30 protein-coding genes are annotated in these 23,934 nt (G+C 67.3%); 10 read left to right on the top strand and 20 right to left on the bottom strand.

What is annotated here, in order from left to right; all coding sequences use genetic code 11:
• Nucleotides 1-21 precede the first annotated feature (21 nt).
• A complete protein-coding gene (locus ACQFZP_RS10590) occupies nt 22-1,047 on the top strand; it encodes a LacI family DNA-binding transcriptional regulator (protein ID WP_211891262.1) in 1,026 nt (341 codons plus the stop codon).
• Between the two features lie 96 nt (nt 1,048-1,143).
• Here ACQFZP_RS10590 and ACQFZP_RS10585 read toward each other — a convergent pair whose 3' ends face one another.
• The 3 genes from ACQFZP_RS10585 to ACQFZP_RS10575 form a co-directional block, all read right to left on the bottom strand.
• Nucleotides 1,144-1,338, bottom strand: coding sequence for a hypothetical protein (locus tag ACQFZP_RS10585; RefSeq protein ID WP_179555508.1), 195 nt, complete (start codon nt 1,336-1,338; stop codon nt 1,144-1,146).
• 91 nt (nt 1,339-1,429) lie between these two features.
• Nucleotides 1,430-2,407, bottom strand: coding sequence for a helix-turn-helix domain-containing protein (locus tag ACQFZP_RS10580; protein ID WP_211891261.1), 978 nt, complete (start codon nt 2,405-2,407; stop codon nt 1,430-1,432).
• 211 nt (nt 2,408-2,618) lie between these two features.
• On the bottom strand, nt 2,619-2,927 hold the full coding sequence (locus ACQFZP_RS10575; protein ID WP_211891260.1) for a hypothetical protein: 309 nt from the start codon (nt 2,925-2,927) through the stop codon (nt 2,619-2,621).
• On the opposite strand from ACQFZP_RS10575, the gene ACQFZP_RS10570 reads away from it, so the two are divergent.
• Genes ACQFZP_RS10570 through ACQFZP_RS10550 form a run of 5 tightly spaced genes read left to right on the top strand, consistent with a single transcriptional unit; the run spans nt 2,917 to nt 5,123 of the window.
• The gene (locus ACQFZP_RS10570; protein WP_179555505.1) at nt 2,917-3,369 is read left to right on the top strand and encodes an Asp23/Gls24 family envelope stress response protein; all 453 of its coding nucleotides are present in this window, start codon (nt 2,917-2,919) and stop codon (nt 3,367-3,369) included. The two genes, ACQFZP_RS10575 and ACQFZP_RS10570, sit on opposite strands and share 11 nt — an antisense overlap.
• Complete coding sequence (locus ACQFZP_RS10565) at nt 3,366-3,566, top strand: DUF2273 domain-containing protein (protein ID WP_104310760.1); 201 nt, start codon at nt 3,366-3,368, stop codon at nt 3,564-3,566. Before ACQFZP_RS10570 ends, ACQFZP_RS10565 begins: the two co-directional genes overlap by 4 nt.
• Nucleotides 3,563-3,943: a hypothetical protein gene (locus tag ACQFZP_RS10560; protein WP_211891259.1), complete on the top strand. Its 381-nt coding sequence runs from the start codon at nt 3,563-3,565 to the stop codon at nt 3,941-3,943. Before ACQFZP_RS10565 ends, ACQFZP_RS10560 begins: the two co-directional genes overlap by 4 nt.
• Nucleotides 3,940-4,521, top strand: a complete 582-nt coding sequence (locus tag ACQFZP_RS10555; RefSeq protein ID WP_211891258.1) for a DUF6286 domain-containing protein — start codon at nt 3,940-3,942, stop codon at nt 4,519-4,521. The genes ACQFZP_RS10560 and ACQFZP_RS10555 overlap by 4 nt, the downstream gene beginning before the upstream one ends.
• Complete coding sequence (locus tag ACQFZP_RS10550; RefSeq protein WP_211891257.1) at nt 4,518-5,123, top strand: hypothetical protein; 606 nt, start codon at nt 4,518-4,520, stop codon at nt 5,121-5,123. The genes ACQFZP_RS10555 and ACQFZP_RS10550 overlap by 4 nt, the downstream gene beginning before the upstream one ends.
• 211 nt (nt 5,124-5,334) lie before the next feature.
• Here ACQFZP_RS10550 and ACQFZP_RS10545 read toward each other — a convergent pair whose 3' ends face one another.
• The 6 genes from ACQFZP_RS10545 to ACQFZP_RS10520 are packed head-to-tail and all read right to left on the bottom strand — an operon-like array spanning nt 5,335 to nt 8,296.
• Entirely contained in the window at nt 5,335-5,745 is a 411-nt protein-coding gene (locus ACQFZP_RS10545) for a type II toxin-antitoxin system VapC family toxin (RefSeq protein WP_211891256.1), read from the bottom strand.
• Nucleotides 5,742-5,969 carry a FitA-like ribbon-helix-helix domain-containing protein gene (locus tag ACQFZP_RS10540; RefSeq protein WP_104310765.1) on the bottom strand — a complete coding sequence of 76 codons (228 nt, stop codon included), beginning with the start codon at nt 5,967-5,969 and terminating at the stop codon, nt 5,742-5,744. Before ACQFZP_RS10540 ends, ACQFZP_RS10545 begins: the two co-directional genes overlap by 4 nt.
• Before the next feature lie 54 nt (nt 5,970-6,023).
• Nucleotides 6,024-6,785: an ABC transporter permease gene (locus ACQFZP_RS10535; RefSeq protein WP_211891255.1), complete on the bottom strand. Its 762-nt coding sequence runs from the start codon at nt 6,783-6,785 to the stop codon at nt 6,024-6,026.
• On the bottom strand, nt 6,782-7,561 hold the full coding sequence (locus tag ACQFZP_RS10530) for an ABC transporter ATP-binding protein (protein ID WP_211891254.1): 780 nt from the start codon (nt 7,559-7,561) through the stop codon (nt 6,782-6,784). Before ACQFZP_RS10530 ends, ACQFZP_RS10535 begins: the two co-directional genes overlap by 4 nt.
• A 2-nt stretch (nt 7,562-7,563) precedes the next feature.
• Entirely contained in the window at nt 7,564-7,926 is a 363-nt protein-coding gene (locus tag ACQFZP_RS10525) for a DUF1048 domain-containing protein (protein WP_211891253.1), read from the bottom strand.
• A gap of 1 nt (nt 7,927) precedes the next feature.
• Nucleotides 7,928-8,296, bottom strand: coding sequence for a PadR family transcriptional regulator (locus ACQFZP_RS10520; RefSeq protein ID WP_104254615.1), 369 nt, complete (start codon nt 8,294-8,296; stop codon nt 7,928-7,930).
• A 192-nt stretch (nt 8,297-8,488) separates the two neighbouring features.
• On the opposite strand from ACQFZP_RS10520, the gene ACQFZP_RS10515 reads away from it, so the two are divergent.
• Entirely contained in the window at nt 8,489-9,025 is a 537-nt protein-coding gene (locus ACQFZP_RS10515) for a PadR family transcriptional regulator (protein WP_249312289.1), read from the top strand.
• Nucleotides 9,026-9,180: 155 nt separating this feature from the next.
• Entirely contained in the window at nt 9,181-10,875 is a 1,695-nt protein-coding gene (locus ACQFZP_RS10510; RefSeq protein WP_307852831.1) for an ABC1 kinase family protein, read from the top strand.
• Nucleotides 10,876-10,895: 20 nt separating this feature from the next.
• On the opposite strand, the gene ACQFZP_RS10505 is transcribed toward ACQFZP_RS10510, so the two are convergent.
• Complete coding sequence (locus ACQFZP_RS10505; protein ID WP_211891251.1) at nt 10,896-11,522, bottom strand: YdeI/OmpD-associated family protein; 627 nt, start codon at nt 11,520-11,522, stop codon at nt 10,896-10,898.
• Between the two features lie 85 nt (nt 11,523-11,607).
• On the opposite strand from ACQFZP_RS10505, the gene ACQFZP_RS10500 reads away from it, so the two are divergent.
• Nucleotides 11,608-13,314, top strand: coding sequence for an FAD-dependent oxidoreductase (locus ACQFZP_RS10500; RefSeq protein WP_211891250.1), 1,707 nt, complete (start codon nt 11,608-11,610; stop codon nt 13,312-13,314).
• 81 nt (nt 13,315-13,395) lie between these two features.
• Here the strand turns inward: ACQFZP_RS10500 and nhaA are convergent, their stop codons facing one another.
• The 10 genes from nhaA to rpsF form a co-directional block, all read right to left on the bottom strand.
• The gene (gene nhaA / locus ACQFZP_RS10495) at nt 13,396-15,237 is read right to left on the bottom strand and encodes a Na+/H+ antiporter NhaA (protein ID WP_218854853.1); all 1,842 of its coding nucleotides are present in this window, start codon (nt 15,235-15,237) and stop codon (nt 13,396-13,398) included.
• Between the two features lie 135 nt (nt 15,238-15,372).
• Entirely contained in the window at nt 15,373-16,125 is a 753-nt protein-coding gene (locus ACQFZP_RS10490; protein ID WP_211891249.1) for an alpha/beta hydrolase family protein, read from the bottom strand.
• A 10-nt stretch (nt 16,126-16,135) separates the two neighbouring features.
• The gene (locus ACQFZP_RS10485) at nt 16,136-16,615 is read right to left on the bottom strand and encodes a cupin domain-containing protein (RefSeq protein ID WP_104310773.1); all 480 of its coding nucleotides are present in this window, start codon (nt 16,613-16,615) and stop codon (nt 16,136-16,138) included.
• A 71-nt stretch (nt 16,616-16,686) separates the two neighbouring features.
• Nucleotides 16,687-16,911 (bottom strand): hypothetical protein, encoded by a 225-nt coding sequence (locus ACQFZP_RS10480; protein ID WP_211891248.1) that lies wholly within the window; start codon nt 16,909-16,911, stop codon nt 16,687-16,689.
• Between the two features lie 126 nt (nt 16,912-17,037).
• On the bottom strand, nt 17,038-18,423 hold the full coding sequence (gene dnaB / locus ACQFZP_RS10475; RefSeq protein ID WP_104254411.1) for a replicative DNA helicase: 1,386 nt from the start codon (nt 18,421-18,423) through the stop codon (nt 17,038-17,040).
• Nucleotides 18,424-18,781: 358 nt separating this feature from the next.
• The gene (gene mptB, locus ACQFZP_RS10470; RefSeq protein WP_211891247.1) at nt 18,782-20,350 is read right to left on the bottom strand and encodes a polyprenol phosphomannose-dependent alpha 1,6 mannosyltransferase MptB; all 1,569 of its coding nucleotides are present in this window, start codon (nt 20,348-20,350) and stop codon (nt 18,782-18,784) included.
• Between the two features lie 179 nt (nt 20,351-20,529).
• On the bottom strand, nt 20,530-20,982 hold the full coding sequence (rplI, locus tag ACQFZP_RS10465; RefSeq protein ID WP_104254413.1) for a 50S ribosomal protein L9: 453 nt from the start codon (nt 20,980-20,982) through the stop codon (nt 20,530-20,532).
• A 12-nt stretch (nt 20,983-20,994) separates the two neighbouring features.
• Complete coding sequence (rpsR, locus tag ACQFZP_RS10460; RefSeq protein ID WP_068482210.1) at nt 20,995-21,255, bottom strand: 30S ribosomal protein S18; 261 nt, start codon at nt 21,253-21,255, stop codon at nt 20,995-20,997.
• A 38-nt stretch (nt 21,256-21,293) separates the two neighbouring features.
• Nucleotides 21,294-21,887 (bottom strand): single-stranded DNA-binding protein, encoded by a 594-nt coding sequence (locus ACQFZP_RS10455; RefSeq protein ID WP_104254414.1) that lies wholly within the window; start codon nt 21,885-21,887, stop codon nt 21,294-21,296.
• Nucleotides 21,888-21,889: 2 nt separating this feature from the next.
• Nucleotides 21,890-22,279: a 30S ribosomal protein S6 gene (gene rpsF, locus ACQFZP_RS10450; protein ID WP_104244003.1), complete on the bottom strand. Its 390-nt coding sequence runs from the start codon at nt 22,277-22,279 to the stop codon at nt 21,890-21,892.
• 227 nt (nt 22,280-22,506) lie between these two features.
• Here rpsF and ACQFZP_RS10445 point away from each other — a divergent pair, with 227 nt between their 5' ends.
• Complete coding sequence (locus tag ACQFZP_RS10445; protein ID WP_211891246.1) at nt 22,507-23,922, top strand: hypothetical protein; 1,416 nt, start codon at nt 22,507-22,509, stop codon at nt 23,920-23,922.
• The last annotated feature ends 12 nt before the right edge of the window (nt 23,923-23,934 follow it).

The following is a 23,934-nucleotide window of genomic DNA, read 5'->3' as shown; positions in this document are numbered from 1 at the left end:
ACCGCGAAAGCCGGCCGCACCATGAACGCCACCCCTCAGCCGATGCGCGCTCGCCTCATCGACGTCGCCAACGCGGCCGGCGTCACGAAGTCGGTGGTCTCCCGGGCGCTCAACGGTGACACGACGCTGAGCATCAGGGACGAGACGCGAGCGCGGATCCTCGAGACCGCGCTCGCGTTGAACTACGAGCCGCACGCGGGCGCGCGGGCGCTCGCAGGTGCCCGTACACGCTCCATCGCACTGCTTGTTCCCGACCTCACCAACGCCGTCTATGCGCGGATCGCGCGTGGAACGTACCTCCGCGCCAGGGAGCGTGGCTTCGTCGTGCTGCTGGCCGAAGACGCGGAATGGTCCGAGACGCAGTCCGACTACACCGACCTCGTCAGCGCCGGGCGAGTGGAGGGCCTCCTCATCGCGTCGGTAAGGGAGAAGCACCCTCTTCTCGAGGATGGGCGGCTCGACAACGTGCCGCACGTCTTCGTGAACCGGACCGTGGCAGGGTCCAACAGGAACGTCGGGGTCGACATGGCGAATGCCAGCAAGACGGCGCTCGATTACTTGTACGGTCTCGGCCACCGGACCCTCGGCCACATCTCGGGGCCCGGGGATGTCTCTCCGGCGAGGGAACGGGAACGCGGTTTCATTCTCGAAGCCGTCGCGCTCGGGATCGCCCGGCCATGCGTCGTGCGCGAGCCGTATACGGAGGCCGGAGGGTACGTCGCGACGCAGCGCATCCTGGACACGGATCCGGCAGTGACCGCCATCTACGCCGGAACGCTGCCGCAGTCGATCGGAGCGCTCAAAGCCCTCCACGATCTGGGAAAGCGGGTTCCGGAGGATGTCTCGCTACTCTCCTACGATGACATGCCGGTTGCCGCCTACCTGCAACCATCGCTGACGACCATGGCCCTTCCCCTGCAAGAGCTTGGTACTGCGGCGACGGACGCACTCCTCGATCAGCTCAGCGGCATTCCCCCGAGCGATGTGATCTTGACGAGGCAACCGGAGGTCATCGAGCGCGACTCGACGGCACCGCCTCGCCAGTGATCGTCGGTGTGGGCGTATCAACTCCAGCCACGCACCTTCATCGCGCCGGGAAGCTGCATCTCACGTGTGGATGCAGCGGGCGCGAGCTGAGAGGAGTCAGCGGCGGCGGCGCATGCCGAACAGGGCCGCGATGACGGAAACGAGAAGTCCTGCCGCCCCGGTGACGAGGCCGACGATGATGAGGAAGCCCGCGCCGATGTTGGCGTCGAGGGCGGTCGGGTCGGTGATGAGGTGCGCTCCCGCGAGCGCGAGGAATCCGACGGCGAGCAGGACGGTGCCGAGGGTCTGCATTCGGGATCTCGCTTCCGTCGCGGCGTTCGGGGGTCACTCCACCCAACAGCACCGGGATGCGCCGAAACCGAGAGTCGCTGCAGAAGCGGCGCTACGAGGAGGTCTCGATCGTCACCTCGACATCGACCACCTGCGCCGCCGACAGGGCGCTCCTCATCCGTCTGGCTGTGCCGAATCCCGAGCTCCGTGCGGCCGCTTCGGCACTCGCACCCTCCGCCAGCAGCCGCTGAGCGAGGCGCACCCGGGCCCGCCTCAGGTAGGCGGATGCGGTGTCGCCGGTCGCCGCGAACGCGCGGTACAGGTGCGCTCTCGATGCGCCGAGCGCGGTCGCCATGGAGTTCACCGTCGTCGATTCGTCGGACGCGAACCGGGAGACGTATTTCACCGCCTCGCTGTAGACGTGGGCCAGGTCGTTGCCGCTCTTCGCGAGCGTGCGCAGCTCGGTCTGCGTGGCCAGCGCCCAGATGAGCGCCTCGACACCGAGCCCGACCCGGGTGAATGCGGCGTCTTCGGCGCGCAGCCCGCCGCCGAGGATGGATGCGGACGCGTCGATGAGGACCTGCAGGTACGCGTCCGATTTCGACGTCGTGCCCACGTAGTTCTCGGTGAACGACTGGGGCCGCGGGAAGAAGACCAGCAGGCTGCTGACGGGCACTTCGGACCTCTTGCTGATGAGGTCCTCGGGGTTGACGAACAGCACGCTGCCTGGCGTGAGCGTCTCGGTTGTGCCCGCGATATCGACGACGACCTCGCCTTCCAGGCACGCGAGGAGGAGGCGCGCAGCACCCCCGGCGAAGGCGCGAGGGACCACGTACCGGAAGCTGGCAGCTGAGTGACAGTAGCGACTCAGCGCGAAGGTGTCGCTCTTCAGCACATCGCCCGCGACGGTGAACTCCTCCGCGGAGGACTGCACGTGCCAGCCCCAGCTGCGGACGGTCTCCACGGCACGCTGACCGGCCTCGTCGACGGTGAGCGACACCACCTTGGGGAGCTCTCCCGAAGCCCTGGACTCGACCTCGACCACTCCGAGATCGAAGTCGCTGCCACCCTGACTGACGTGCTCCTGCACCTTCCGACTCCGTCCATTCCGTATCGCTGCACGAACGCGATCCGTTCACGCGTCCGGCGACCAGCACCTGGGCAGGTGCGGCGCTCACAGATGAGACGACGCTCGGGGGCAGTTCGTCACGTTTCCCATTGTGGTCGATGACAAGAGCTCTCGCCGGAGGTGACCGGAATCATTTCCGTCGTGAGCGTGAGACAAAGTGGTACTTCCTCGCTCACAGCAAGCCAATTTCAAGAAAATCCCTGCTCAGAAGCCCTTTATGCGCAGTGCTGACTCGCGCAGCACCGCGCAGTTCTCGGTTGCGGATGCAGTAGCCGTGCATATGCTCACCGGGCAGATCAGAATTCACTTCCCAGGGCGCCCCCTTCTCCTTGGATGCCAGCGGCACGACCGGTGAGCATCCAAGCGAAATCGTCGTCTGAACACTTTTCTGTGACAAATCATGGACTTCACACGTCTCACCACCAAGCACCGCCGATGCGCCCGCATCGGCACACAACAAGGAGAAAGCAATGTCGAACACCACCCCGACCATCAGCACCACGTCCTCCGACCGCAAGGACCTGCAGCCGGCGCACGGCACGCACGGCAAGACCACGATCAACGACAGCGTCGTCGCCCGCGTCGCCGGCATCGCAGCTCGTGACGCCCGCGGCGTCCACGCCCTCGGCGGCGGGGCGGCTCGCGCCATCGGCGCCATCCGCGATGCCCTCAACGCCACCGACCAGGGCCAGGGCGTGAGCGTCGAGGTCGGCGAGAAGCAGGTCGCCATCGACATCACCATCGTCGCCGAGTACCCCGTCTCACTGCAGGATGTCGCTGACGGCGTCCGCGCCGACGTGATCGACGCGGTCGAGACCATCGTCGGGCTCGAGGTCACCGAGGTCAACGTCACCGTCAACGACGTGCACCTCCCCTCCGAGGACGACAACGACGATGACCAGGAAGAGGCACGAGTCCAGTGAGCAACTCGTCTCTCACCCGAACCGGCATCCTCATCGGCGCGGTCCTCGCGCTGAGCTGGACCATCCTGGGCTTCTGGGCGTTCTTCTTCGTCGCGATCGCGATGATCGTCGGCGGCATCATCGGGCGCATCCTCGAAGGAAAGCTCGACGCGAGCGCCCTCGTCGACGTCATTCGTGGACGGAACACGTCCTCATGAGCGCGGCCGCGACGGCTCCGGGCGGCGCGGCGCAGCGAGGCACGACACGACTCACCGCGAAGGCCCTGACTCGTCTTGCGTCAGCTGTCACCGGTGACGCGCTCGGGGTCGACGCTGGCAGCGTCAGCGTCGGCCTCGAAGACCACAAGGGCGGCCTCGCGCTGCGCATCAGCACCCCGATCCGCGTTCCGTCCCTCGAGCGCATCCGCTCGCAGGACGCGGCCGTCGAGCGGAGCGGCGGGCCGATCCTCCAACGTGTCGAGCAGGCAAAGGGAGAGATCAGGGATCGCTTTCAGTCACTGACCGACTCGCGCGTGGAACGCGTCATGCTGCGGGTCACCAGCCTCAACATCCGAGCGGAGGAGCGAGTCAGATGAGCACCAACACCTCCCTGTACTCGCGCCTCTCCCGGCGAGAGACGCACTCGCCCCGCTCGGCGCTCGCGATCACCCTCGCGGTGCTCCTCATCCTGGTCGCGGCCTGGATCGGCACCGAGATCGTCCTGTCGCTGCTCGCCCTCCCCGCGCTGCTCGTCGCCCCGGCGGACATGTTCGCCTCCGCGCTGGGCGTGCTCGAGCAGCCCGCCCAGTACGTCGGCATCGCCGGCGTGGTCGTCGCGATCATCGGCCTCGTGCTGCTCATCGCAGGCCTCGCCCCGGGACGACGAGCCAGGCACACCCTCACCTCGACGCGAACCGCGACCGTCGCGGACAACGCGGTCATCGCGTCCACCCTCGCCCGGCACGCGGCGCACGCCGGCAACGTGAGTCCCGACAACGTCACCGTGTCGGTCTCCCACCGACGCGCCGACGTGCACCTCACCCCCGCATCCGGGCTCCCGGTCGACGCGGCCGCCATCACGGCCGCCGTCAACCAGCAGCTCGAACGGTACGAACTGAACCCCCGCGTCACCGCCAAGGTACGCGTCGCAGAGAACGGGAAGGTCGGCGCATGAACAGCACCAACCGAGGCCTGAACCGGCTCCTCATCACCGCCACCGGCCTCCTCCTCCTCATCATCGGCGCCGCCGCAGCCATCGGCGCGTGGCTGCCCGGAGCAAAAGACACCTGGACGCCCATCTCCGAAGGCGTGAACACCAACGTCACCGGATGGCTCCAGCAGACCCCGTTCCCCGGTACCGACTTCAGCTGGCTCCTCATCGCCCTCGTCGCGGTCCTCGTCATCGGCATCATCCTTCTCCTGGTATTCGCACTCCGCCAGGGACAGGGACGAACCGGCACGATCGTGCACGAGCGCACCTCCGACGTCGGGCCAACCGTCATCGACGTGACCGTCGCCCGGGCTGCGCTCGACGACGCGCTCGGCGCCCGAGACGAGTTCGTCTCGACGAGCGTCTCCGCCTACGACGTGAAGCGCGCCCCTGTGCTGAAGGTCTCCGCGACCTGCCGCCGCGGGGTCTCGCCAAGGGACGCCGTCGACCTCGTGGAACGCGACCTCCGTGCCCTCGACGCGCTGCTCGGTAAGGAGCTCCCGGTGCTGCTGCAGCTGACGGGCGGCTTCCGCGCCCGCGTGCAGAAATCGACGCGCCTCCAGTAACCCAGGTCAGTCATCCCACCCAACCAACCCCACCCAAGAAACCCCACCCAAGAAGAAGGACCCCATGTTCCTCCGCATCGTCACGTTCGTCCTCGGCCTCGTCGTCAAGCGCCGCAGCGCCAAGAAAAAGCAGCAGCAGCAGCAAGACCCCGGCGCGCAGCGGTAGCCGCACCTCACCGACGGCCACGGGGGCGCAGCGCCGGTGGCCAAGCTAGGCCCAGGGATCGACGAGTGACAGCCCCACGTCGTCGAAGTCTCCGACATTGCTCGTCGCGAGCGCGTACCCCCGGGCCAAGCAGATCGCCGCGATCATGGTGTCCTCGACCGAGATCGATGTCCCCCGTGCTTCGCGCTCAGATCGAATTGACGCGTAGGCGCGCGCGGCCTCCACGTCGAAGGAGCAGACTCGGTCCCCTGCTTCAGCGACGAGTCGGTCCACAGCCAGCAGCAGGGCCGTTCGCCTGGTGCCCTCCGGCAGCCGCATGGCCCCGTATCGCAGTTCGGCGACCGTGATCGTCGTCAAGGCAATCTGCGTTGCGTTGCGCGCGAGCCACTCCAGAACCCGCCGATCGGGTTCACGGCGCAGGGGTTCGGAGAGGACATTCGTATCGACGACGATCACGAGAGATCTACCTCGCGTGGCTTCGACCGCGGCGGCAGATGGAAATCTCCCTCGAGATCGACGACGACGTTCACCCAGTTCGTCACGAAGTCCGGCGCAGGCACCAGGGACTCTTCCAGAATCGCGCGCACCTCGGCCTCCATGGACCTGTTGTGCTCGGCGGCGCGTGCTTTGAGGGCACGCCTCGTCTCTTCGGGCAGATTGCGGATCGTGAGCGTCGCCATAGGACCTCCCTGAGTGCTAGCAATGCTAGCACTCAGGGAGATCTACAGATGCAGTCAGCTGATCTTCCGCCGGTAGATCCCGTTCGCCGCGAGGTAGGCAACAAACAGGATTCCGACGCACCACGCGAGCGCAACCCAGAGGTCCCCGCCCACCTGCTGCCCCTCGAGGAGCTGGCGGATGCTGTTGACGATCGACGTCACGGGCTGGTTCTCCGCGAACCAGCGCACCGGTCCCGGCATGGTGTCGGTCGGCACGAATGCCGAGCTGACGAACGGGAGGAAGATGAGCGGGTAGGAGAACGCGCTTGCGCCCTCGACAGTCTTCGCCGAGAGGCCAGCGAGCACGGCGATCCAGGTCAAAGCGAGGGTGAAGAGGACGAGGATGCCCGCGACCGCGAGCCACTCGAGCAGTCCGGCACCCGACCGGAAGCCCATGATCAGGGCAGCGCCGACGACGACGGCCACCGAGACGAGGTTCGCGACCAGGGAGGTGAGCACGTGCGCCCACAGGGCCGACGATCTGGCGATCGGCATCGACTGGAACCGCTCGAAGATGCCGCCCTTCAGGTCGAGGAACAACCGGTACGCCGTGTAGGCGACGCCGGATGCGACGGTGATGAGCAGGATCCCTGGCAGCAGGTAGTCGACGTAGGCGCCCGCGCCGATGTCGATCGCCCCGCCGAACACGTAGACGAACATGAGCATGAACGCGATCGGCATGACGGCTGTCGTCCCGATCGTGTCTGGGCTGCGGAGCACGTGGCGCAGCGAGCGACCCGTCAGGACGGCGGTGTCGCCGACGAAGTGCGCGGTCATGAGGCCAGCCCCCTTTCTCCGCCGGAATCCCCAACGACGGCCAGGAAGATCTCCTCGAGCGTCGGCTGCTTCTCCACGTATTCGACGTTGGCAGGCGGCAGCAGCCGCTTGAGCTCGGCGAGCGTGCCGTTCGCGATGATGCGTCCCTCGTTCAGGATCGCGATCCGATCGGCGAGCTGCTCCGCCTCGTCGAGGTACTGCGTCGTGAGCAGCACAGTCGTGCCGGTGGCGGCGAGCTCGCGCACCGCGCCCCACACCTCGAGCCTGGCCTGCGGGTCGAGTCCCGTCGTGGGTTCGTCGAGGAACACGACGGGTGGGTTGCCGATGAGACTCATCGCGATGTCGAGCCGACGCCGCATGCCGCCGGAGTATGTCGCGGCGCGACGCCTGCCCGCGTCGGCCAACGAGAAGCGCTCGAGCAAGGCGTCCGCGACCTCGTTGGGCCGCGGAACGTGCCGCAAACGCGCGACGAGGGCGAGGTTCTCGCGACCCGTGAGCACCTCATCCACCGCCGCGAACTGGCCGGTGAGGCTGATGGATCCACGAACCTCGGACGCCTGCGACGCCACGTCGAAGCCGGTGACGGCTGCCGACCCGTCGTCGGCGCGGAGGAGCGTCGAGAGGATGCGCACCAGTGTGGTCTTGCCGGCCCCGTTCGAGCCGAGGAGCGCGAAGATGCTGCCGCGCTCGACGGCGAAGTCGACGCCGGTCAGTACGGCGAGGTCGCCGTACGACTTCGTGATGCCATCGACGACGATGGCCGGAGGAGCGCTCATGGCTACTGCCCTCGCTGCGCTTCCTCGACGGCCTTCACCAGTCGCGCACGTTCCTTGTCGATCCACTGCTTGCCGGAGTACGACTGGCCGAAGGTCTCGGCGAAGTCGACCGGGTCGGAGCCCACGATGTCGTGGACGGGAGTGCCGTCGGCGGCCGCGCGCTCCCACAGGTCGGCGAGGTCCGCATTCATGCGCACCATCGACTCCCCATCGGTGACGCCGCCGTAGTACATGAGGTAGCGCTGGATGGCCTGCGCCACCTTCGCGTAGGGAGCCGGCAGCGCATCCAATCGCGCCTGTGCCTCCTTGTACAGCTTCTTCTCCTCGAGTGAGCCCGTGAGCGCTTCGATCCACTTGGCGGCCATGTCAGTTGCCTCTTCCTTCATCTGTGCTGGTTGCAGTTGGTTCTGCGGTGGTGGTGCGGAGCTGCTCGAGGCGCTCCGCGAGGAACCCCCAGGTGCGCCAGAACTCCGCGAGGTACTCGGTGCCTTCTGCGTTGATCGTGTAGACCTTCCGCGGCGGACCCTTCTCCGAGGGGACCTTCTCGACGTCGACCAGCCCCTTCTGCTCGATGCGCACAAGGAGCGCGTACACCGTGCCCTCGGCGATGTCCGCGAAGCCCTGTTCGCGAAGCCAGGTCGTGATCTCGTACCCGTAGGCGGAACGCGTGGCGAGAATCGCGAGCACGATGCCCTCGAGCGTGCCCTTGAGCATTTCGGTTGCTTGCTTGCCCACGATCACCCTCTCTACTCAGTAATGATGACTACCGGTACAAAGTAACACTGAGTACCAGTACCTAGCAACACTGGGTTCCCGTGGTGGAGCCCGCGTTCAGGAACGGCGGAATGCACAGCTTTACCGACATTCACCGATGTATCGTCGGGTGTCGTCAGGTATCGGCACCCCCCCCCTTCGAAAGGAATGATCATGGTCGCTCAGCACACCCCAGGCGGACTCGGCTTCGGCCTCCGCGAAGCCGTCGACGAGATCCGTGAGAGCTTCGCATCCCGCCCCACCACGTCCCGCGCCGGCCGTGGGGACGTCCGCACCGCACTGCTCGTCGCCCTGCTCGAGGGCCCCCAGCACGGCTACCAGCTCATCCAGGCCATCGAGGAGCGCACCAGCGGTGCGTGGAAGCCGAGCCCCGGCTCCGTCTACCCAACACTGCAGCTCCTCTCCGACGAGGGCCTCGTCGTCCCGGAGGTCACGGGCGAGCGCAAGGTCTACGCCCTCACCGAAGAAGGACGCGCCGTCGCCGTCGACGCTTCGACTGGCGACCTGCCGTGGGAGTCTCCCGCCGCACGCCGCGCCGAACGTGCCGCGACCCTCCCGAAGGCCGGCGCCCGACTCGCGCAGGCCGTTGTGCAGGTGCAGAGCAGCGCGACCCCGGACCAGGCCGAGCGCGCCGCGGCCCTCCTCGACGAGACGCGGCGCAAGCTGTACTCGATCCTCGCCGAGGACTGAACGTGACAGATGGCCCCGGCCTGACCGAAGAGCGAGCGGCGGCGAGCAGGCTCACTGCCGCCGCCGCCGCACAGGCGCAAGCAGTCACTCGAGGCCGGGCCGCCCGGGACGGCGACACGAAGCTCTCGGCCGAGGGCCGCGCCAGGTACCGCAGGATCGTCCGCTTCGCGCAGCGCGCGATGCTGCAGATCTGGTGGTTCGAGATCTTCCTGCCGCGCATCCGCCTCGGCAAGATCTCGGAGCGGGGACGTACCGTGCGTATGCAGCGGCTCGCCCGCCGCTTCCATGCACTCGCGGTCGACCTCGGCGGGCTCATGATCAAGGTGGGGCAGTTCATGTCGTCACGCCTCGACGTGCTGCCTCCCGAGATCACAGCCGAACTCGAGGGCCTGCAGGATGAGGTTCCGGCCGTCGCCTTCCCCGCCATCCGGGCGCAGGCCGAAGCTGAACTGGGCATGTCGCTCAGCCAGGCGTACGCGAGCTTCGACGAAGCCCCCATCGCGGCAGCCTCGTTCGGGCAGGCCCACCGCGCGACGCTCACGCCCGCCCTCGCGGAGGAGACGGGCTACACCAGCGTCGTCGTGAAGGCGCAGCGGCCGGGCATCGAGGACCTCGTCGAGACCGACCTGCGCGCGCTGCGCCGTGTCGGCCAGCTCCTCAAGCGAGTCGAGCTGGTGTCGAAGCGCGCCGACGCACCCGCCCTCGTGGAGGAATTCGCGGCGACCAGCCTCGAGGAGATCGACTACATCCACGAGGGCTCCAGCGCGGAGTGCTTCGCCGCCGACTTCGAGACCGACCCCCGCGTGGGCGCCGCGCAGGTCGTGTGGGAGCGCACGGCGTCCCGCATCCTAACCCTGTCGGATGTCACCGCGATCAAGATCACCGATGTCGACGCTCTCCGTGCCGCGGGGATCGACCCCGTCGAGGTGGCCAACGAGCTCGCGAGGGCCACGTTCCAGCAGCTCTTCGTCGCCGGCTTCTTCCACGCCGACCCGCACCCTGGCAACATCTTCGTGACCCCGCTGGCGACGCCGCGCATCCCAGCTTTATCGGACGTGGAGGGCGAGGCCACCGATGAGCGTCCCGCACCCGTCACATGGGAGCTGACCTACATCGACTTCGGCATGATGGGCGTCATCTCCGACACCCTGCGAGCCAGCCTGCGGGAGCTCATCTTCGCGATCGTGTCCCGCGACGGGCCTGGCCTCGTCAGGTCCATGCGCAGGGTCGGCGTGCTGCTGCCGGCCGGCGACACGATGGAGCTCGAACGGGCCATGACGGAACTGTTCGGTCGCTTCGGCGGCATGGGCGTGGCCGAGCTGCAGCGCGTCGACCCCGCAGAGCTCGGCGACTTCGCCGACCGCTTCAGGGACACGATCCGGGAGATGCCGTTCCAGCTGCCCGAGAACTTCCTGCTCATCATCCGCGCGATCTCCCTGGTGTCGGGCGTGACCTCCGCGCTCGACAAGGACTTCAACATGTGGGAGGCGGTCGACCCGTTCGCCCGCACCCTCACGCGCGACGAGGGCGGAAACACCATTCAGGCCGTGGCGAAGCAGGCCGTTTCGGCGCTCGCGACCGCCGTGACGCTGCCAGGGCGACTGGATGCGCTGACCACTCGGCTCGAAGCCGGCCAGCTGAAGGTGCAGACGCCGAGCGTCGACCGACACATGCGCTCCCTCGAGCGGATGCTGCGCGGCGTGGTGTCAGCAGTCGTGTTCGCCGCGCTGCTCATCGCGGGCGTCCTGCTGCTGCCTCAGCTCGCTCCGCTCGGCATCGTGCTCATGAGCGTCTCCGTCGTTCCGCTGCTTCACGCCGCGGCCGTCGCCCTCGGCCGACGGCGCCACTGACCGCTCGCCGAACGCATCAGTCAGACGGCGAGCTTGCCGCTCTTCGACAGCTCGGGGTCAGTGCACGACGAGAGGTCGAAGCAGCACGGGCGCCGCTTCCCGGCCTCCAGCTTCGAGAGGCCGACCTCGATGCGGCGCTCGCGAGTCTTCACGACTCGCGTGGAGTTGATCCAGCGCACCCACTCCCACCTCGCCATCGGCGTGATGTCACGCCAGGTCTCCGCAGAATCGGGGGCATCCGCGAGCGCCTCGGCGAAATCCGCCGGGATCTCCGGCTCGGGCCACTCGCCGCCCGGCCGCAGCTCCACGCTGACGGTGTCGCCGTCGGCGGCGCCGTCTCCGAGTGCGGCGGCGACGTCGAGCCAGTGCCCGCGGAGGCCGTCAGGCTCGATGACCGTCTCAAAAGCTCGCGCAGCATCACCGGAATCCGCGCTGGAGCCTGAGGCGGGCTCGGCGCGGATCACGCCCGCGACGGCGACCTGCCCACGCGACGGCAGCATCCGGCTTGCGTCCTCCGGGAGCCGGACGATGAGCCGTTCGCCGTCGTCACCCACAACAGGGACGGCGATCACCCGGGCCGTGAACCGGACGGCGCTCGTGTCCGGAACCGCGGTGTCCTCGGCGAGCGCGCCCTGCTTGTCAGCCATGGCAGAAAGCGTACGCCCCACCGACGCGTGAACGCAGATTCCCACAGTCGCCCACGAAACCCTCATCGCTCAGTACCCTGATTGCATGACTGACCAGCCCATCATCCTCATCGCCGCCGATGAGAGACTCGCGCGAATCGAAGCCGAATTCAGGGCAAGGTACGACCGTGACTACAAGATCATCACGGCAGAAGACGCTGAGGGCGCCCTGCAGCTCCTGAGGGAACTCGTCGATTCCGGTGCCGCTGTCGCCATGGTCGTCGCCGACGTCTCCGTCGGCGAGACCCCGGGCCCGACGTTCCTGCGCCGCACGCAATCGATCTCCCCGACAGCGCGCAGACTCGTCCTCGCGACACCCGGAGCTGGATATGCCGCGAACCTCGACGCTCTGCGGGAAGCAACCGTCCGTCGAGACATCGACACCTTCACCGGCATCCCGATGGGACCGCGCGACGAGGAGTTCCACACGGTCGTCACGGAACTGCTCTCCGAGTGGGGCTGGTCGGTCGCGCGGCCGGCGGTCAGCATGATCGATGTCGTCGCCGAACCGCATGACCGCGAGGCGGGAGCCATTCGGGACCTCCTCGAACGACTCGGCTTCCCGAACCGCATCCTCACCCCGGACAGCATCGAGGGCGCCGCACTCATCGCCGCGGCGACTGCTGAGTCCTCGGCGCCAGTCGTGCTCCCGCTGGCCCGGGCATACGACGGCAGGCTCTTTCCCGCAGCAACGGCGAGGGGTCTCAACGAGCTGCTCTCGACCCGCTTCGACTTGGTGCCCGAAGGCGAGATCTCGGATGTCCTGGTCATCGGCGCTGGCCCCGCAGGCCTCGCCGCCGCCGTCTACGCGGCCTCCGAAGGGCTCACCACGGCGGTACTCGAGCGGGATGCGATCGGCGGGCAGGCAGGTTCGAGCTCGATGATCCGCAACTACCTCGGCTTCCCACGGGGCATCTCGGGCATGCGCCTCGCGCAGCGCTCCCGCATTCAGGCCGGACGCTTCGGCGCGAAGTTCTACACGGGACGGTCCGTCACCGGACTGGAGCCCTGCACGCTCGACGGCGTCCCCAGCTACCGGGTGCATCTCGGCGACACCGAGCTGCGTGCACGGACCGTCCTCATCGCGACCGGGGTCGCGTATCGGCGCCTCGGCATCGAAGCGGTCGATGTGCACACGGGTGCCGGCGTCTACTACGGGGCGGCCACATCGATGGCCAGGGAGATGCAGGGCAAAGACGTCATCGTCGTCGGCGGTGGCAACTCCGCCGGTCAGGCGGCCGTGCACCTCGCGAAGTTCGCGAAGCACGTCACCATCCTCATCCGGCGCGCATCGCTGAGCGAGTCGATGTCCGAGTACCTGATCCGCGAGCTCGACTCGACCCCGAACGTCTCCGTCGCCAGCAACAGCGAGATCGCGGATGGCGGGGGTGAAGCCGCCCTCGAGTGGGTGACCGTGCGCGACCGGACCTCGGGCGAGGAGCATCGCTTCGACGTCGGCGGGCTCTTCTGCATGCTCGGCGCCCAGCCGGACTGCACGTGGCTGCCCGAGGGAATCGCGCTCGACAGGGCGGGCTTCGTCCTCACGGGACGAGATGTCCCCAAGGATGCTTGGACCGATGGCATGCCGCCCGCTGACCTCGAGACCACCCTGCCTGGCGTCTTCGTCGCCGGCGACGTGCGCTCCGGGTCGATGAAGCGCGTCGCCTCGGCCAGTGGGGAGGGCGCATCCTCACTGCCCCTCATCCACGCCCACCTCGCCGCCCTCCGCGCCCGCGAGTTCGGCGGGGAGTAGGCTCTCCGGCCCTCCCACGCGGCCGGCGGCGCATCCACACGAGAGATGGATGCGGCGCGCGGGGGTCAGGAGTACGCGCGCTCAGGACCGGCGACGGATGGCGGCTTCCTTGCGTTGCGCCTCGATCGTCGCGATGAGGGTTCGTGCGTCGTGGGCGCCGCTGTGCCGCGTCTCGCCGAGGAAGAACGTCGGGGTTCCGCGGGCTCCGCTGTCGATGGCGCTCTGCATGTCGGCGCGGATGCGCTGCGGCAGCGCCTCGTCGAGCATGTCCGCGTCGAAGCGGTGGAGGTCGAGCCCGATCTCTTCCGCGTAGCCGCGCAGGTACTGCGCGTCGAGTCGCTCCTGGTTCGCGAAGAGCAGGTTGTGCATCTCCCAGAACTTGCCCTGGTTGGCGGCCGCCTCGGAGGCGATCGCGGCCTGGAAGGCGTGCGGATGGTAGTCCTCGAGCGGCAGGTGGCGCACGACGTAGCGCGCCCCGCCGTCGCTGAAGTGCTCGCCCAGGTCCTGCCACATGCCGGTCGCCCGAGCGCAGAACGGGCATTCGAAGTCCAGGTACTCGACGATCGTGACCTGCGCGTCCGGGTCGCCCAGCATGTGGTCGCGCTCCGGGTCGACCGGGCGGGAGAGTGTCGTCGGCAGGTCAGCCGTGGTCTCGTTCATCTTGACGCGCGCGAACGTGAACGTGAGCCAGCCGATGACCCACGACAGCACCATGGCGATGAAGACGCCGACGATCGCCTGCCCGGCGACCTCACCCTCCAGGGCCAGAGAGATGATGAGCAGCGACATGGTGAAGCCGATGCCGCTGAGCGCGGCACCACCGAAGACGCTGCCCATGCCGACGCCCTGAGGCAGCGAGCCGAGACCGGCCCGGACCGCGATCCAGCTGCCGAGCGCGATGCCGCCGAACTTGCCGAGCACCAGACCCGCGACGACACCCCAGGTGACGGGGGACGTGAGCGCGTTGCCGAGCATCCCGCCCCGCAGGTCGACACCCGCATTGGCGAGCGCGAAGACTGGAACGATGAACAGCGCCACCGGGCTCAGCAGCACCTCGTGGAGGCGTTCGTTGACGGAGATCGACTTGGCGAGACCGAGCCGCACGTTGCGTGCGGCGTCGGCGCGGGGCGACTGCCAGAAGTCTCGGAAGAGGCGCTTCGCACGGACCACGTCTTCGCGGTCCGGGTCTGAGGCGGGGATGAGCAGGCCGGCGGCCATTCCCGCGAGCGATGGATGAACGCCGGACAGCAGCGTCGCCGCCCACAGCACGACGATGATGACGATGTACGGCGTGCTGCGCCACTCGTTCGCTCGAGCGAGGAGGAAGAGGAGGACGAGGCAGACGACGGCGATCGCAAGCGGCATCCACTGCACCGACTCGGTGTAGACGATGCCGATGATGGAGACTGCGAGGAAGTCGTCGACGACGGTGAGCGTCAGCAGGAAGACGCGCAGCTGGCTCGACATCTTGGGGCCGACCAGTGCGAGCGCGCCGAGGAGGAAGGCGGTGTCGGTGCCGATGACGGCGCCCCATGCCTCCGGTGCCTCACGGCCGGCGATAGCCAGGTAGATCAGGGCTGGCAGGACGACGCCTGCCACTCCGGCGACGATCGGAACGAGGGCCTGCCGCCGGTCGCGCAGGGAGCCGACGGCGAACTCCTGCCGCACCTCGAGTCCGATGAGGAAGAAGAAGATGACCATGAAGCCGTCGTTCACCCAGTGGTGGAGGCTCATGTCGATGCGGAAGTCGCCGATTCCGACGGCCGCATGCGTCTCCCAGAGATGCACGTACGACTCCGACCAGGGAGAGTTCGCCCAGAGGAGCGCGAAGACCGCGACTCCCACCAGCAGAAGCGCGCTTCCAGACTCTGTGCGAAGTCGGTCCGCGACCAGACGCACCCAGTCCTGTTTCTGCTTCCCCAATGGATCCCCCTCCACGTCGGCGCGGGTCTGCGTTCAGACCCCTCGCACCGGATGGAAAGCATACGTCCCAGCGGAGACACGCGGGGGCCTCAGGCAGGCCCTGCCAATCCCTCCCTGGCGTCGAGGTCGACCGCGTCAGCTGCGGCGAGCGGATGCGTCGAGCCAGGCATGCACGTCTGGCCAGTGCGGCGCGTCCGGCGCGATCGCGGCGCGGTGCTCGAGGCTCGCGGGCTCTATGAGCTCGATGTCGGCGCCCGCCTGCCTGGCGGCGGCGACGTAGGCCCGGGTGTGCTCGACCGGCACACGCGCGTCGTCGGCGCCGTGCACAAGCAGCGCTCGCGCCCGCAGGGGCAGATGCTCGATCGGTGATGCGGACGCGTAGACCTCCGGGGCTTGGGCAGGCGCCACGCGGAAGAAGTCCGAGACGGCTCCGTCGCCGTTGCCTTCTTCGTAGCCGCGCGCGAGGTCAGTGACCGGCGCGAGCGCTACAACCGCGTCGCCTGGTTCTCCGCCGAGCAGCGCGAGCTGCCCGCCAACCGAGTGCCCGACGATCACGAGCCGCGCATCCCGCGTCAACCGGAATGCCTCGCTGCGCGCCACCGAGAGGCCACGCAAGAGGTCCGCACGCGTCGCCGACCACCCATCGTCGCCTCGCCGGTACTCGAGATTCGCCACGGCCCAGCCGCGTCGGGTGAACTCCGGCACCAGCGGCAGCATGAGTTCGGCGGTGAACTGCGATCGCCAGTACCCACCGTGGATGAGCACCGTGAGCCCGCGAGCGGGCCCTGGAGGCGCCCAGAACGTCAGATGCTGGTCTCCGTCCGGGCCGTATGTCTCGCGCCTCGCTTTCGGGTCGCCCGGCATGCCCCGGATGCTCGCATCCGTCACGTGCGCCGTCTCACGCGCCTTCCACGGCACCTTCTGGCAGGAAGTCGACGCCGTTCAGGGCTGAGAGACGCACGACTTCGGCCGGGTCGGTCACGTTGTGAAGCAAGCTGAAGAGGTTCGCGAGCTTGCCGCCTGGGCTCACCCAGAACAGCGACTTCGCTGCCTCGTCCTGCTTGTTGTAGTAGGCGTGCGGGATGCCCTTCGGCATCTGCACGAGGTCGCCCGGGCCGGCCGTGGTCCATTGGCCGTCGAGGTAGAGGGTGTAGACCCCCTCGAACACGTAGATGAACTCGTCCTGGGTGGGGTGCACGTGCGGCGGCACCCCGGTTCCGGCTGGGTCGAGCGAGAGCCATGAGTAGGTCGAGGCGCTCTCGGCTTTCGTGATGTAGGTGTGGCCGAGCACATTCCACACACGGCCGGCCACGGCCTCGTCAGCTCGGACGATACCTGCGGGCAGGTCGCCCAGGACGATCTCTTCAGAACTCACCATTGGGTTCCTCCAGTTGGGGTCGGTGCGCTCAGTCTGGCAGATGCCGCGCAGCCTCTGCGACCGCGTTCGGGCTACTTGCTGGCCCGCTGGCGGATCGCGAGGACGCCGGTCGTCCAGGCCGTGGCGATCGCGGCGCAACCGCTGCTGCCGGCGATGATCATGGGTGCAGAGCTGGCCATGACCCCGGCAACCAGCATGACGAGGACCGCGAGCAGCAGCACGCCCATGGCGATGGTGAGGATGAGGATCGCCCGGCGCTGCTTCGTGGTGGCCGACTGCGTCACGTCTGCGTTCATGATGTACCCCTTGTCTGTGTCACCGCGAGTAGGTGCTGCATTCAAGGTACGAAGCACAGGGGCCCCGGCGCTTCGGTCGTGGGGCTGAACTCGATAGCCGGAGGGATGAACCCGCGGCGCGTCCCCTTACTGACCCGTCGCGTACCCCGGCGCCATGTCCATGAACCGCGAGAAGTGCCCCTGGAAGGTGACGGTGATGGTGTCGGTCGGACCGTTGCGGTGCTTCGCGAGGATGAAGTCGGCCTCGCCGCCTCGCGGGCTCTCCCGGTCGTAGGCGCCCTCGCGGTGCAGCAGGATGATCATGTCGGCGTCCTGCTCGAGCGATCCGGACTCGCGGAGGTCGCTCGCAGCTGGCCGCTTGTCGGCACGCTGCTCGGGACCACGGTTCAGCTGGGACAGCGCGATGACGGGAACGTCGAGCTCCTTCGCGAGCAGCTTGAGCGCACGCGAGAACTCGGAGACCTCCTGCTGGCGGCTCTCGACGCGCTTGCCGCTCGTCATGAGCTGCAGGTAGTCGATGACGACGAGGTTGAGGCCGACCTTCTGCTTGAGCCTGCGGCACTTGGCGCGAATTTCGACGAGCGTCATGTTGGGGCTGTCGTCGATGTAGAGCGGTGCGTCGGAGATGTCGCCCTGCGTGCGCGCGATCTGCGTGAGGTCTTCCTGCGTGAGGCCTCCCGCGCGCATGTGCTGCAGGCGCACGCTCGCCTCAGCGGAGATGAGGCGCATGGCGATCTCGCTCTTGCCCATCTCCAGGCTGAAGAAGATCGACGGCTTGCCGTGGGTGATGGATGCTGAGCGCGCGAAGTCGAGGGCGACCGTCGACTTTCCGAGGCCGGGGCGGGCCGCGACGATGATGAGCTGACCGCCGTGGAAGCCGTTCGTGATGCGATCGAGGTCGCTGAACCCGGTCGGCACACCCGTCATGCCGCCGGACTTGTTCTGCGCGGCGTCGATGTCGTTCTGCGCCTCGAGGATGGCCTCGGCGAGGACGACGTAGTCCTCCTTTTCCACGGCGCCCGTGACACCGTAGATCTCCGCCTGCGCCTGGTTGACGAGGTCGACGACCTCACCTTCCGCGAGGTAGCCCATCTGCACGATGCGCGTGCCGGCCTCGACGAGGCGACGAAGCACGGCTCGCTCGGAGACGATCGCCGCGTAGTAGCCGGCGTTGGCTGCGGTGGGGACGATGCCGGCCAGGGTGTGGAGGTACTCGGCGCCCCCGGCACGCGAGAGCTCGCCCGACTTCGTCAGGTGGTCGGTGACCGTGATGACGTCGGTCGGCTCACCAGCCGCGTAGAGCGCGTGCACGGCGTCGAAGATGATCTCGTGCTTGGGCACGTAGAAGTCGATGCCGCGGACGGCTTCGACGACGTCGGCGACGGCGTCTTTCGAGAGCAGCATGCCGCCGAGGGCCGACTGCTCTGCAAGCAGATCGTGGGGAGGAGTGCGAACACCGTCGTGCGTTTCGCGCTCACCCTGTGGAGGGGAACCGAGGTGCGCGATCGACACGGATGCTCCTGACTGCGCTCGTAGGTCTGAGAGAGATTTCCCCACAGTAGCCCTCACCTCCCCCAGCGAGCGAACCCAAAACACGACGCCTGTGGATAACTCTGTGTGTAACTGTGGAGACGCGCCGTGCGGCTTGTGGAAACTGTGTGGAGAACGCCGCTACCGTTTGGAAGGTAATGTCCACGAAACAGCCACTGACCAGCGGTTTATACGGATGCTCCAGTTGTGCACAAGTGACGTAAAGCAGCCCTTGAAGGTTGAGCCCCGAGCGCGTCGCTGTGCATAACACCCGGCGGAGCACCCACGCAAACCGACGATATCCGGGCGTTTTCCACAGACTGTCGGCCCGACGGTGTCGTCAGAGGGGGCTCTCTGTGCGCTGCTGCAGCCTGCGTTCCCGGCGCGCGACGATCCGGTCGACGAGCACCTGCCCGTATGGCACGGCGATGAGCACGGCCCGACCAGAGACATTGTTCGAACGCCACCACCAGACGAGCACGGAGAGCGCGAACAGCACCGTGATGGACGCGACGACGATGCGCGTGTACGGCCCCTCGAAGAACGAGTCGGTCGGTTCGGCGAGCGTCACGGTCGTGAAGAAGATCGTCGCGAGCACGGCGAGGTGCTCCTGACCTCTGCGCCACGGACCAGCAACTGCGGCGAAGGGCAGTATCCACAAGACGTACCAGGGGTGAATGGCCGTCGAGGCGGCGACGATGACCGCGGTGCACAGCACGAGGCGGAGAACGGGATCGATGGGCCGCTTCGTGATGACCAGCCAGGAGGCGACGAGGCCGGCGATCGAGAAGGCGATGACCTTCAGGACCACTTCGAAGACGAATGGATCCAGGCCGACGAGTTCGGCGAGGCCGCGTACGGTGCCCACCATGAGGGTCAGCGGCGAGTACCAGTGCTGGATCGCGCCTGGCACCGTGAGCGCGGTCACCCAGCCGAAGCCGAGGCCGAGCACGAGCCCGAGCGCACCGACGAGCCCGATCGCGATGGCACCGTGAAGCGCCCAGCTCTTCACCCGGTCCCAGAGGGGGAGAGTGCTCGGTCTGTCGACGAGCGCCACGATGGGCAGGGCGATGAGCGCGATGGGCTTGATAGCGACGGCGAGTGCGATCAAGATGACCGCGAGGACGCGGCGCCCCTTGAGAGCGGACAGCAGACCGAACCCCATACCGGCGAGCATGAGGCCGTCGTTGTGTCCGGAGGCGATGAAGAGGAGCAGCGTGAGCGGGTTCGCAGCGATCATCCACGCAACGAACGCGCGGCTGCGTCCCCGAAGGGCCGCGATCTTGAGGAACGCGACCACCATGAGCACGGCGCCAGCGGTCGCGGCCAGACGATTCAGGAACAGCGCGTACTCGGGCGTCTGAGCTCCGAGCCAGGAGAACACGGCGGCGACGGCGATGAAGAGCGGACCGTATGGTGACTCGGTGCTCGACCAGAAGGGGTCGACCCCCAGCGAGTACCATCCGGCGATCTCGTTGACGCCGTGCTGGTACGGGTCGATGCCGGCTGCCATGAGTCGCCCCACGGCGACATACGAGAACATGTCGCGGCTGAACACGGGGACGCAGATCAGCAGAGGCAGTGCCCAGATGATGGAGGTCCTGATCACGCGTCGCAGGGACGCGTCGGTGTCGGAGACGCTCGATCGGAAGCGCAGCCAGGCGATGAGCAGCAGGAAGCCGCCGACGATCAGGAGCATCGTGCACAGCCGTGTCAGGTCGGGTGAGCTGCGGAGGAACGCGATGGGGAACCATTCACGCAGACCGAGCCCGTCGCCGATCCAGCCAGCGCCGAACGAGCCGACGAGGATGCACAGCGACCCGATGAGGCCGAGGATCGTCGGGCTCACCGTCAACGGGAACCGGCGCGGCTCGCGCTCGGTCGCCCATCGGTGGACTTGCTGCGGCATGGTCGTGAATCAATCAGGAGAGGTTCTGGCGGGATGCTGGACTCCGCTGACCTTATAGCGTTCGTCCCTGCGTCCGCCCCACGGTGGCGTCGACGCGCCAGACGGTGTAACCGGGCGCGGTTGCAACGAGAACGGCCCCGGACATCGAGATGTCCGGGGCCGTTCTTCTGCTGCCGTGGTTATCGCTGGGCGATGACCTGGAGCTTGACCGTCGCAACGAGGTCGTCACGGAGGCGAACAGTCGCCTCGTGGTTGCCCGTGTACTTGATCGGGTTGGGGAACTCGACCTTGCGCTTGTCGATCTTGCCGAGGCCGGCTGCTTCCACAGCGGTCGCGACGTCGGCGCCGCGGACGGAGCCGAAGAGGCGGCCTTCGGCACCCGACTTCACGTGGAGCTTGACGAGGGCGGACTCGAGCTTGTCCTTGAGCGCCTTCGCCTCTTCGAGGGTTGCGAGTTCGCGTGCGGCGCGAGCGGAACGGATCTGCTCGACCTGCTTCTCGCTGCCACGGGACCAGCTGACTGCGTAGCCCTTGGGGACGAGGTAGTTGCGGGCGTAGCCGCTCTTGACCTCGATGACGTCACCGGCTGCACCGAGGCCGGAGACCTCGTGCGTAAGAATTACCTTTGCCATGTCGACTACTCCTTAGCGGCCAGAGCCGGCGTAGGGCAGGAGCGCCATTTCACGTGCGTTCTTGACTGCACGTGCGATGAGGCGCTGCTCCTGGACGGAGACGCCGGTGATGCGACGTGCGCGAATCTTTCCGCGCTCCGAGATGAACTTGCGGAGGGTGTTGACATCCTTGTAGTCGATGACTCCGACCCGGATCTGCTTCGCGGGAGCAGCGGGCTTGCCGCCCTTCCCGCGTACACCCTTGCGGCGGTCGCCGCTTGACTTTCCAGCCATTGGGATCTTCTTTCGTTGAGTGTGCTTGCGAGCGCCCTTTAGAAGGGGGGCTCGTCAAAATCGTTCGATGCGCCGGGCGTCGCCCAGCCGGATGCGCCGTTGTCGCGAGGCTGGCCCGCGGGCTGTCCCCACGGCTCGTCCGCAGGGGCGGACTGACGTCCACCGCCACCGGCGTTGCCGCCGCCGCTGTTGCCGCCGAAGGAGCGCTGCTGGCCTCCACCGAAGCCGCCCTGGCCGCCGCCACCCTGCTGTCCGCCGGCGCCGCCGGAGGACGTGCGGGTGAGCTGAGCCGTCGCGTAGCGAAGGCTTGGTCCGATCTCTTCGATCTCGAGCTCGATGGAAGTGCGCTTCTCGCCTTCCTTCGTCTCGTAGGAGCGCTGCTTCAGGCGACCCTGCGCGATGACTCGCGAGCCCTTGGAGAGGCTCGAGGCGACATGCTCAGCGAATTCACGCCAGACGCTCGCCCGAAGGAAGAGTGCCTCGCCGTCCTTCCACTCGTTCGCCTGACGGTCGAACACGCGGGGGGTGGATGCGATGGTGAAGTTCGCGACTGCGAGCCCGTTCTGCGTGTAACGCAGTTCGGGGTCAGCCGTGAGGTTGCCCACCACGGTGATGATCGTGTCGCCGGCCATGACTACGCCTCGGTGGTCGCCGCGGGCTTCGCTGCGATAGCAGCGGCCTTGGCAGCCTTGCGAGCCTCGTCGCGCTTCGCCTCGGAGGCGACGCGTGCGATGGCCTCTTCTGCGCGGAGCACCTTGGTGCGCATGACAGCTTCGGACAGGTTCAGCTGGCGGTCGAGCTCGTTCGCCGTTGCCGAGGTCGACGTGAAGTCAACGACGGCGTAGATGCCTTCGCTCTTCTTGTTGATCTCGTAGGCGAGGCGACGACGGCCCCAGATGTCGGTCTTCTCGATGGTTCCACCGTCGTTGCGAATGACGTTGAGGAACTTATCGAGGCTCGGAGCTACGGTGCGCTCGTCGATCTCTGGATCGAGGATCACCATCAACTCATACTGATGCACGATAAACCCACCTCCTTCGGTCTAGAACGGCTGCAGACGATCTGCAGCAGGAGGGTTATTGCGCGTGTCTGGGCAGTTGATCGCACAGACAACCTCGCCAGCATAGTCGTTTCTTCCTCCTAAATGCCAGCCAATTGGAAGAACTCCCCTTCTCGCGAACGAATATGCTCGTTCCAGCACAACCGGCGGCCCCCGTGGTCCGCTGAAACGCACCACTACCTAGGGGAATCATGAGCGATCCAACAGGCGGCGCGGGCGAACGCGACCCGAACGCCCCAGTGCCACAGAACCCAGCGCCGCAGAACGGCGACTCGGCCGCACCGCAGGCGCCGCAGGCGTCCTTCGGCGACCAGCCCGCCAACGGCGAGCAGGGCGGCTACGGCGTCGGCAGCAGCTACGGCTCCAGCGGCGACAACTACCAGGCCCCGAGCAACTACTCAGCTCCTGGTGGTTCGTATGAGGCCCCCGGTTCGGCCTCCGACTACCAGGGCGGGCAGTCCTCGTACTCGGGCTCCACCGGATCGAGTGTGCCGAGCGCCTCGTCGAACGCCGGCTACTCGACCCCGAGCTACGGATCGTCGGGTGACTCCTCGTACTCGTCGCCGAGCGCAGGCTCGTACACGGGCGACACCTCGTACACGGCGCCATCCGCTTCTGGCAGCGACTACTCGGCTCCCGGGTACGGCAGCACCCCCGACTACACCTCCGGCAACAGCTACGGCAACGAGCCGAGCTCCTACGGATCCGCTCCGGCACCTGACGCGTATGGCGCCCCCGCGCAGAACGCGTACGGCTCGGCACCCCAGGACCAGAACGCCTACGGCGCATCCGCACCGAACGCGTACGGGTCCACTCCCCAGGACCAGAACGCAGCGGGCGCCTACGGTGCCGCTCCCGCGTACGGTGCGGCCGGCGGCGCTGGTGGCGGACAGCAGCAGTACGGCAACTACGCCCCGCAGGGTCAGGGCGGCGGCATGAACACCCTCGGCCTGATCGCGCTCATCGCGGGTGTCCTCAGCATCGCGATCGCGTTCATCCCGTTCTTCGGATACTTCGGGATCGCGCTGGCCCTCGCGGCCATCGGCCTGGGCATCGCGGGGCTGGTCGTCAAGCGCTTCAACGCGAAGAAGCTGCTCGCGATCATCGGTCTCGTGCTCGGTGGGCTCGGCCTCATCGTCGGCCCGATCATCACGACCTGGACGAGCGTGGCAACTGTCACGAACACGGTCGGCGACAGCGTGGACGACTACGAGACGCTCATGGACGACGAGTACTCGACCCTCGAGAACGGCGTTCCTTCTGAGGGCGAGATCACCGTGGAGATGACGGTGACGAGCACGTCGACCTCCCCCATCGATGTCAGCTACAGCTACGACAACGATCTGTCGGGCGCCGACCGAGTCCAGGTCGACACCGAGGCGCTCGCCACCGCGGTGCCGTGGTCTGAGACCGTCACCATGAAGTACAAGGCCGACTACGGGTACGACAGCTCGTCCGCCTACCTTTCGGCGTCGACCGTCGACTACACCGACGACCAGCTGACCTGCACGATCACGGTCAACGGCAACGTGGTCCAGGAGGCGACGAGCTCAAGCTACGTCTCCTGCTCCGGGTACAGCCTCGCGGAGTACCTGACCGCCGAGTAGGTTCCGGTCACC

The organism is Pseudoclavibacter sp. Marseille-Q434, assembly GCF_050315415.1.
Lineage (GTDB): Bacteria > Actinomycetota > Actinomycetes > Actinomycetales > Microbacteriaceae > Pseudoclavibacter.
Note: the sequence above shows the minus strand (reverse complement) of the source record. Positions and strands in the feature narration are given on the sequence as shown.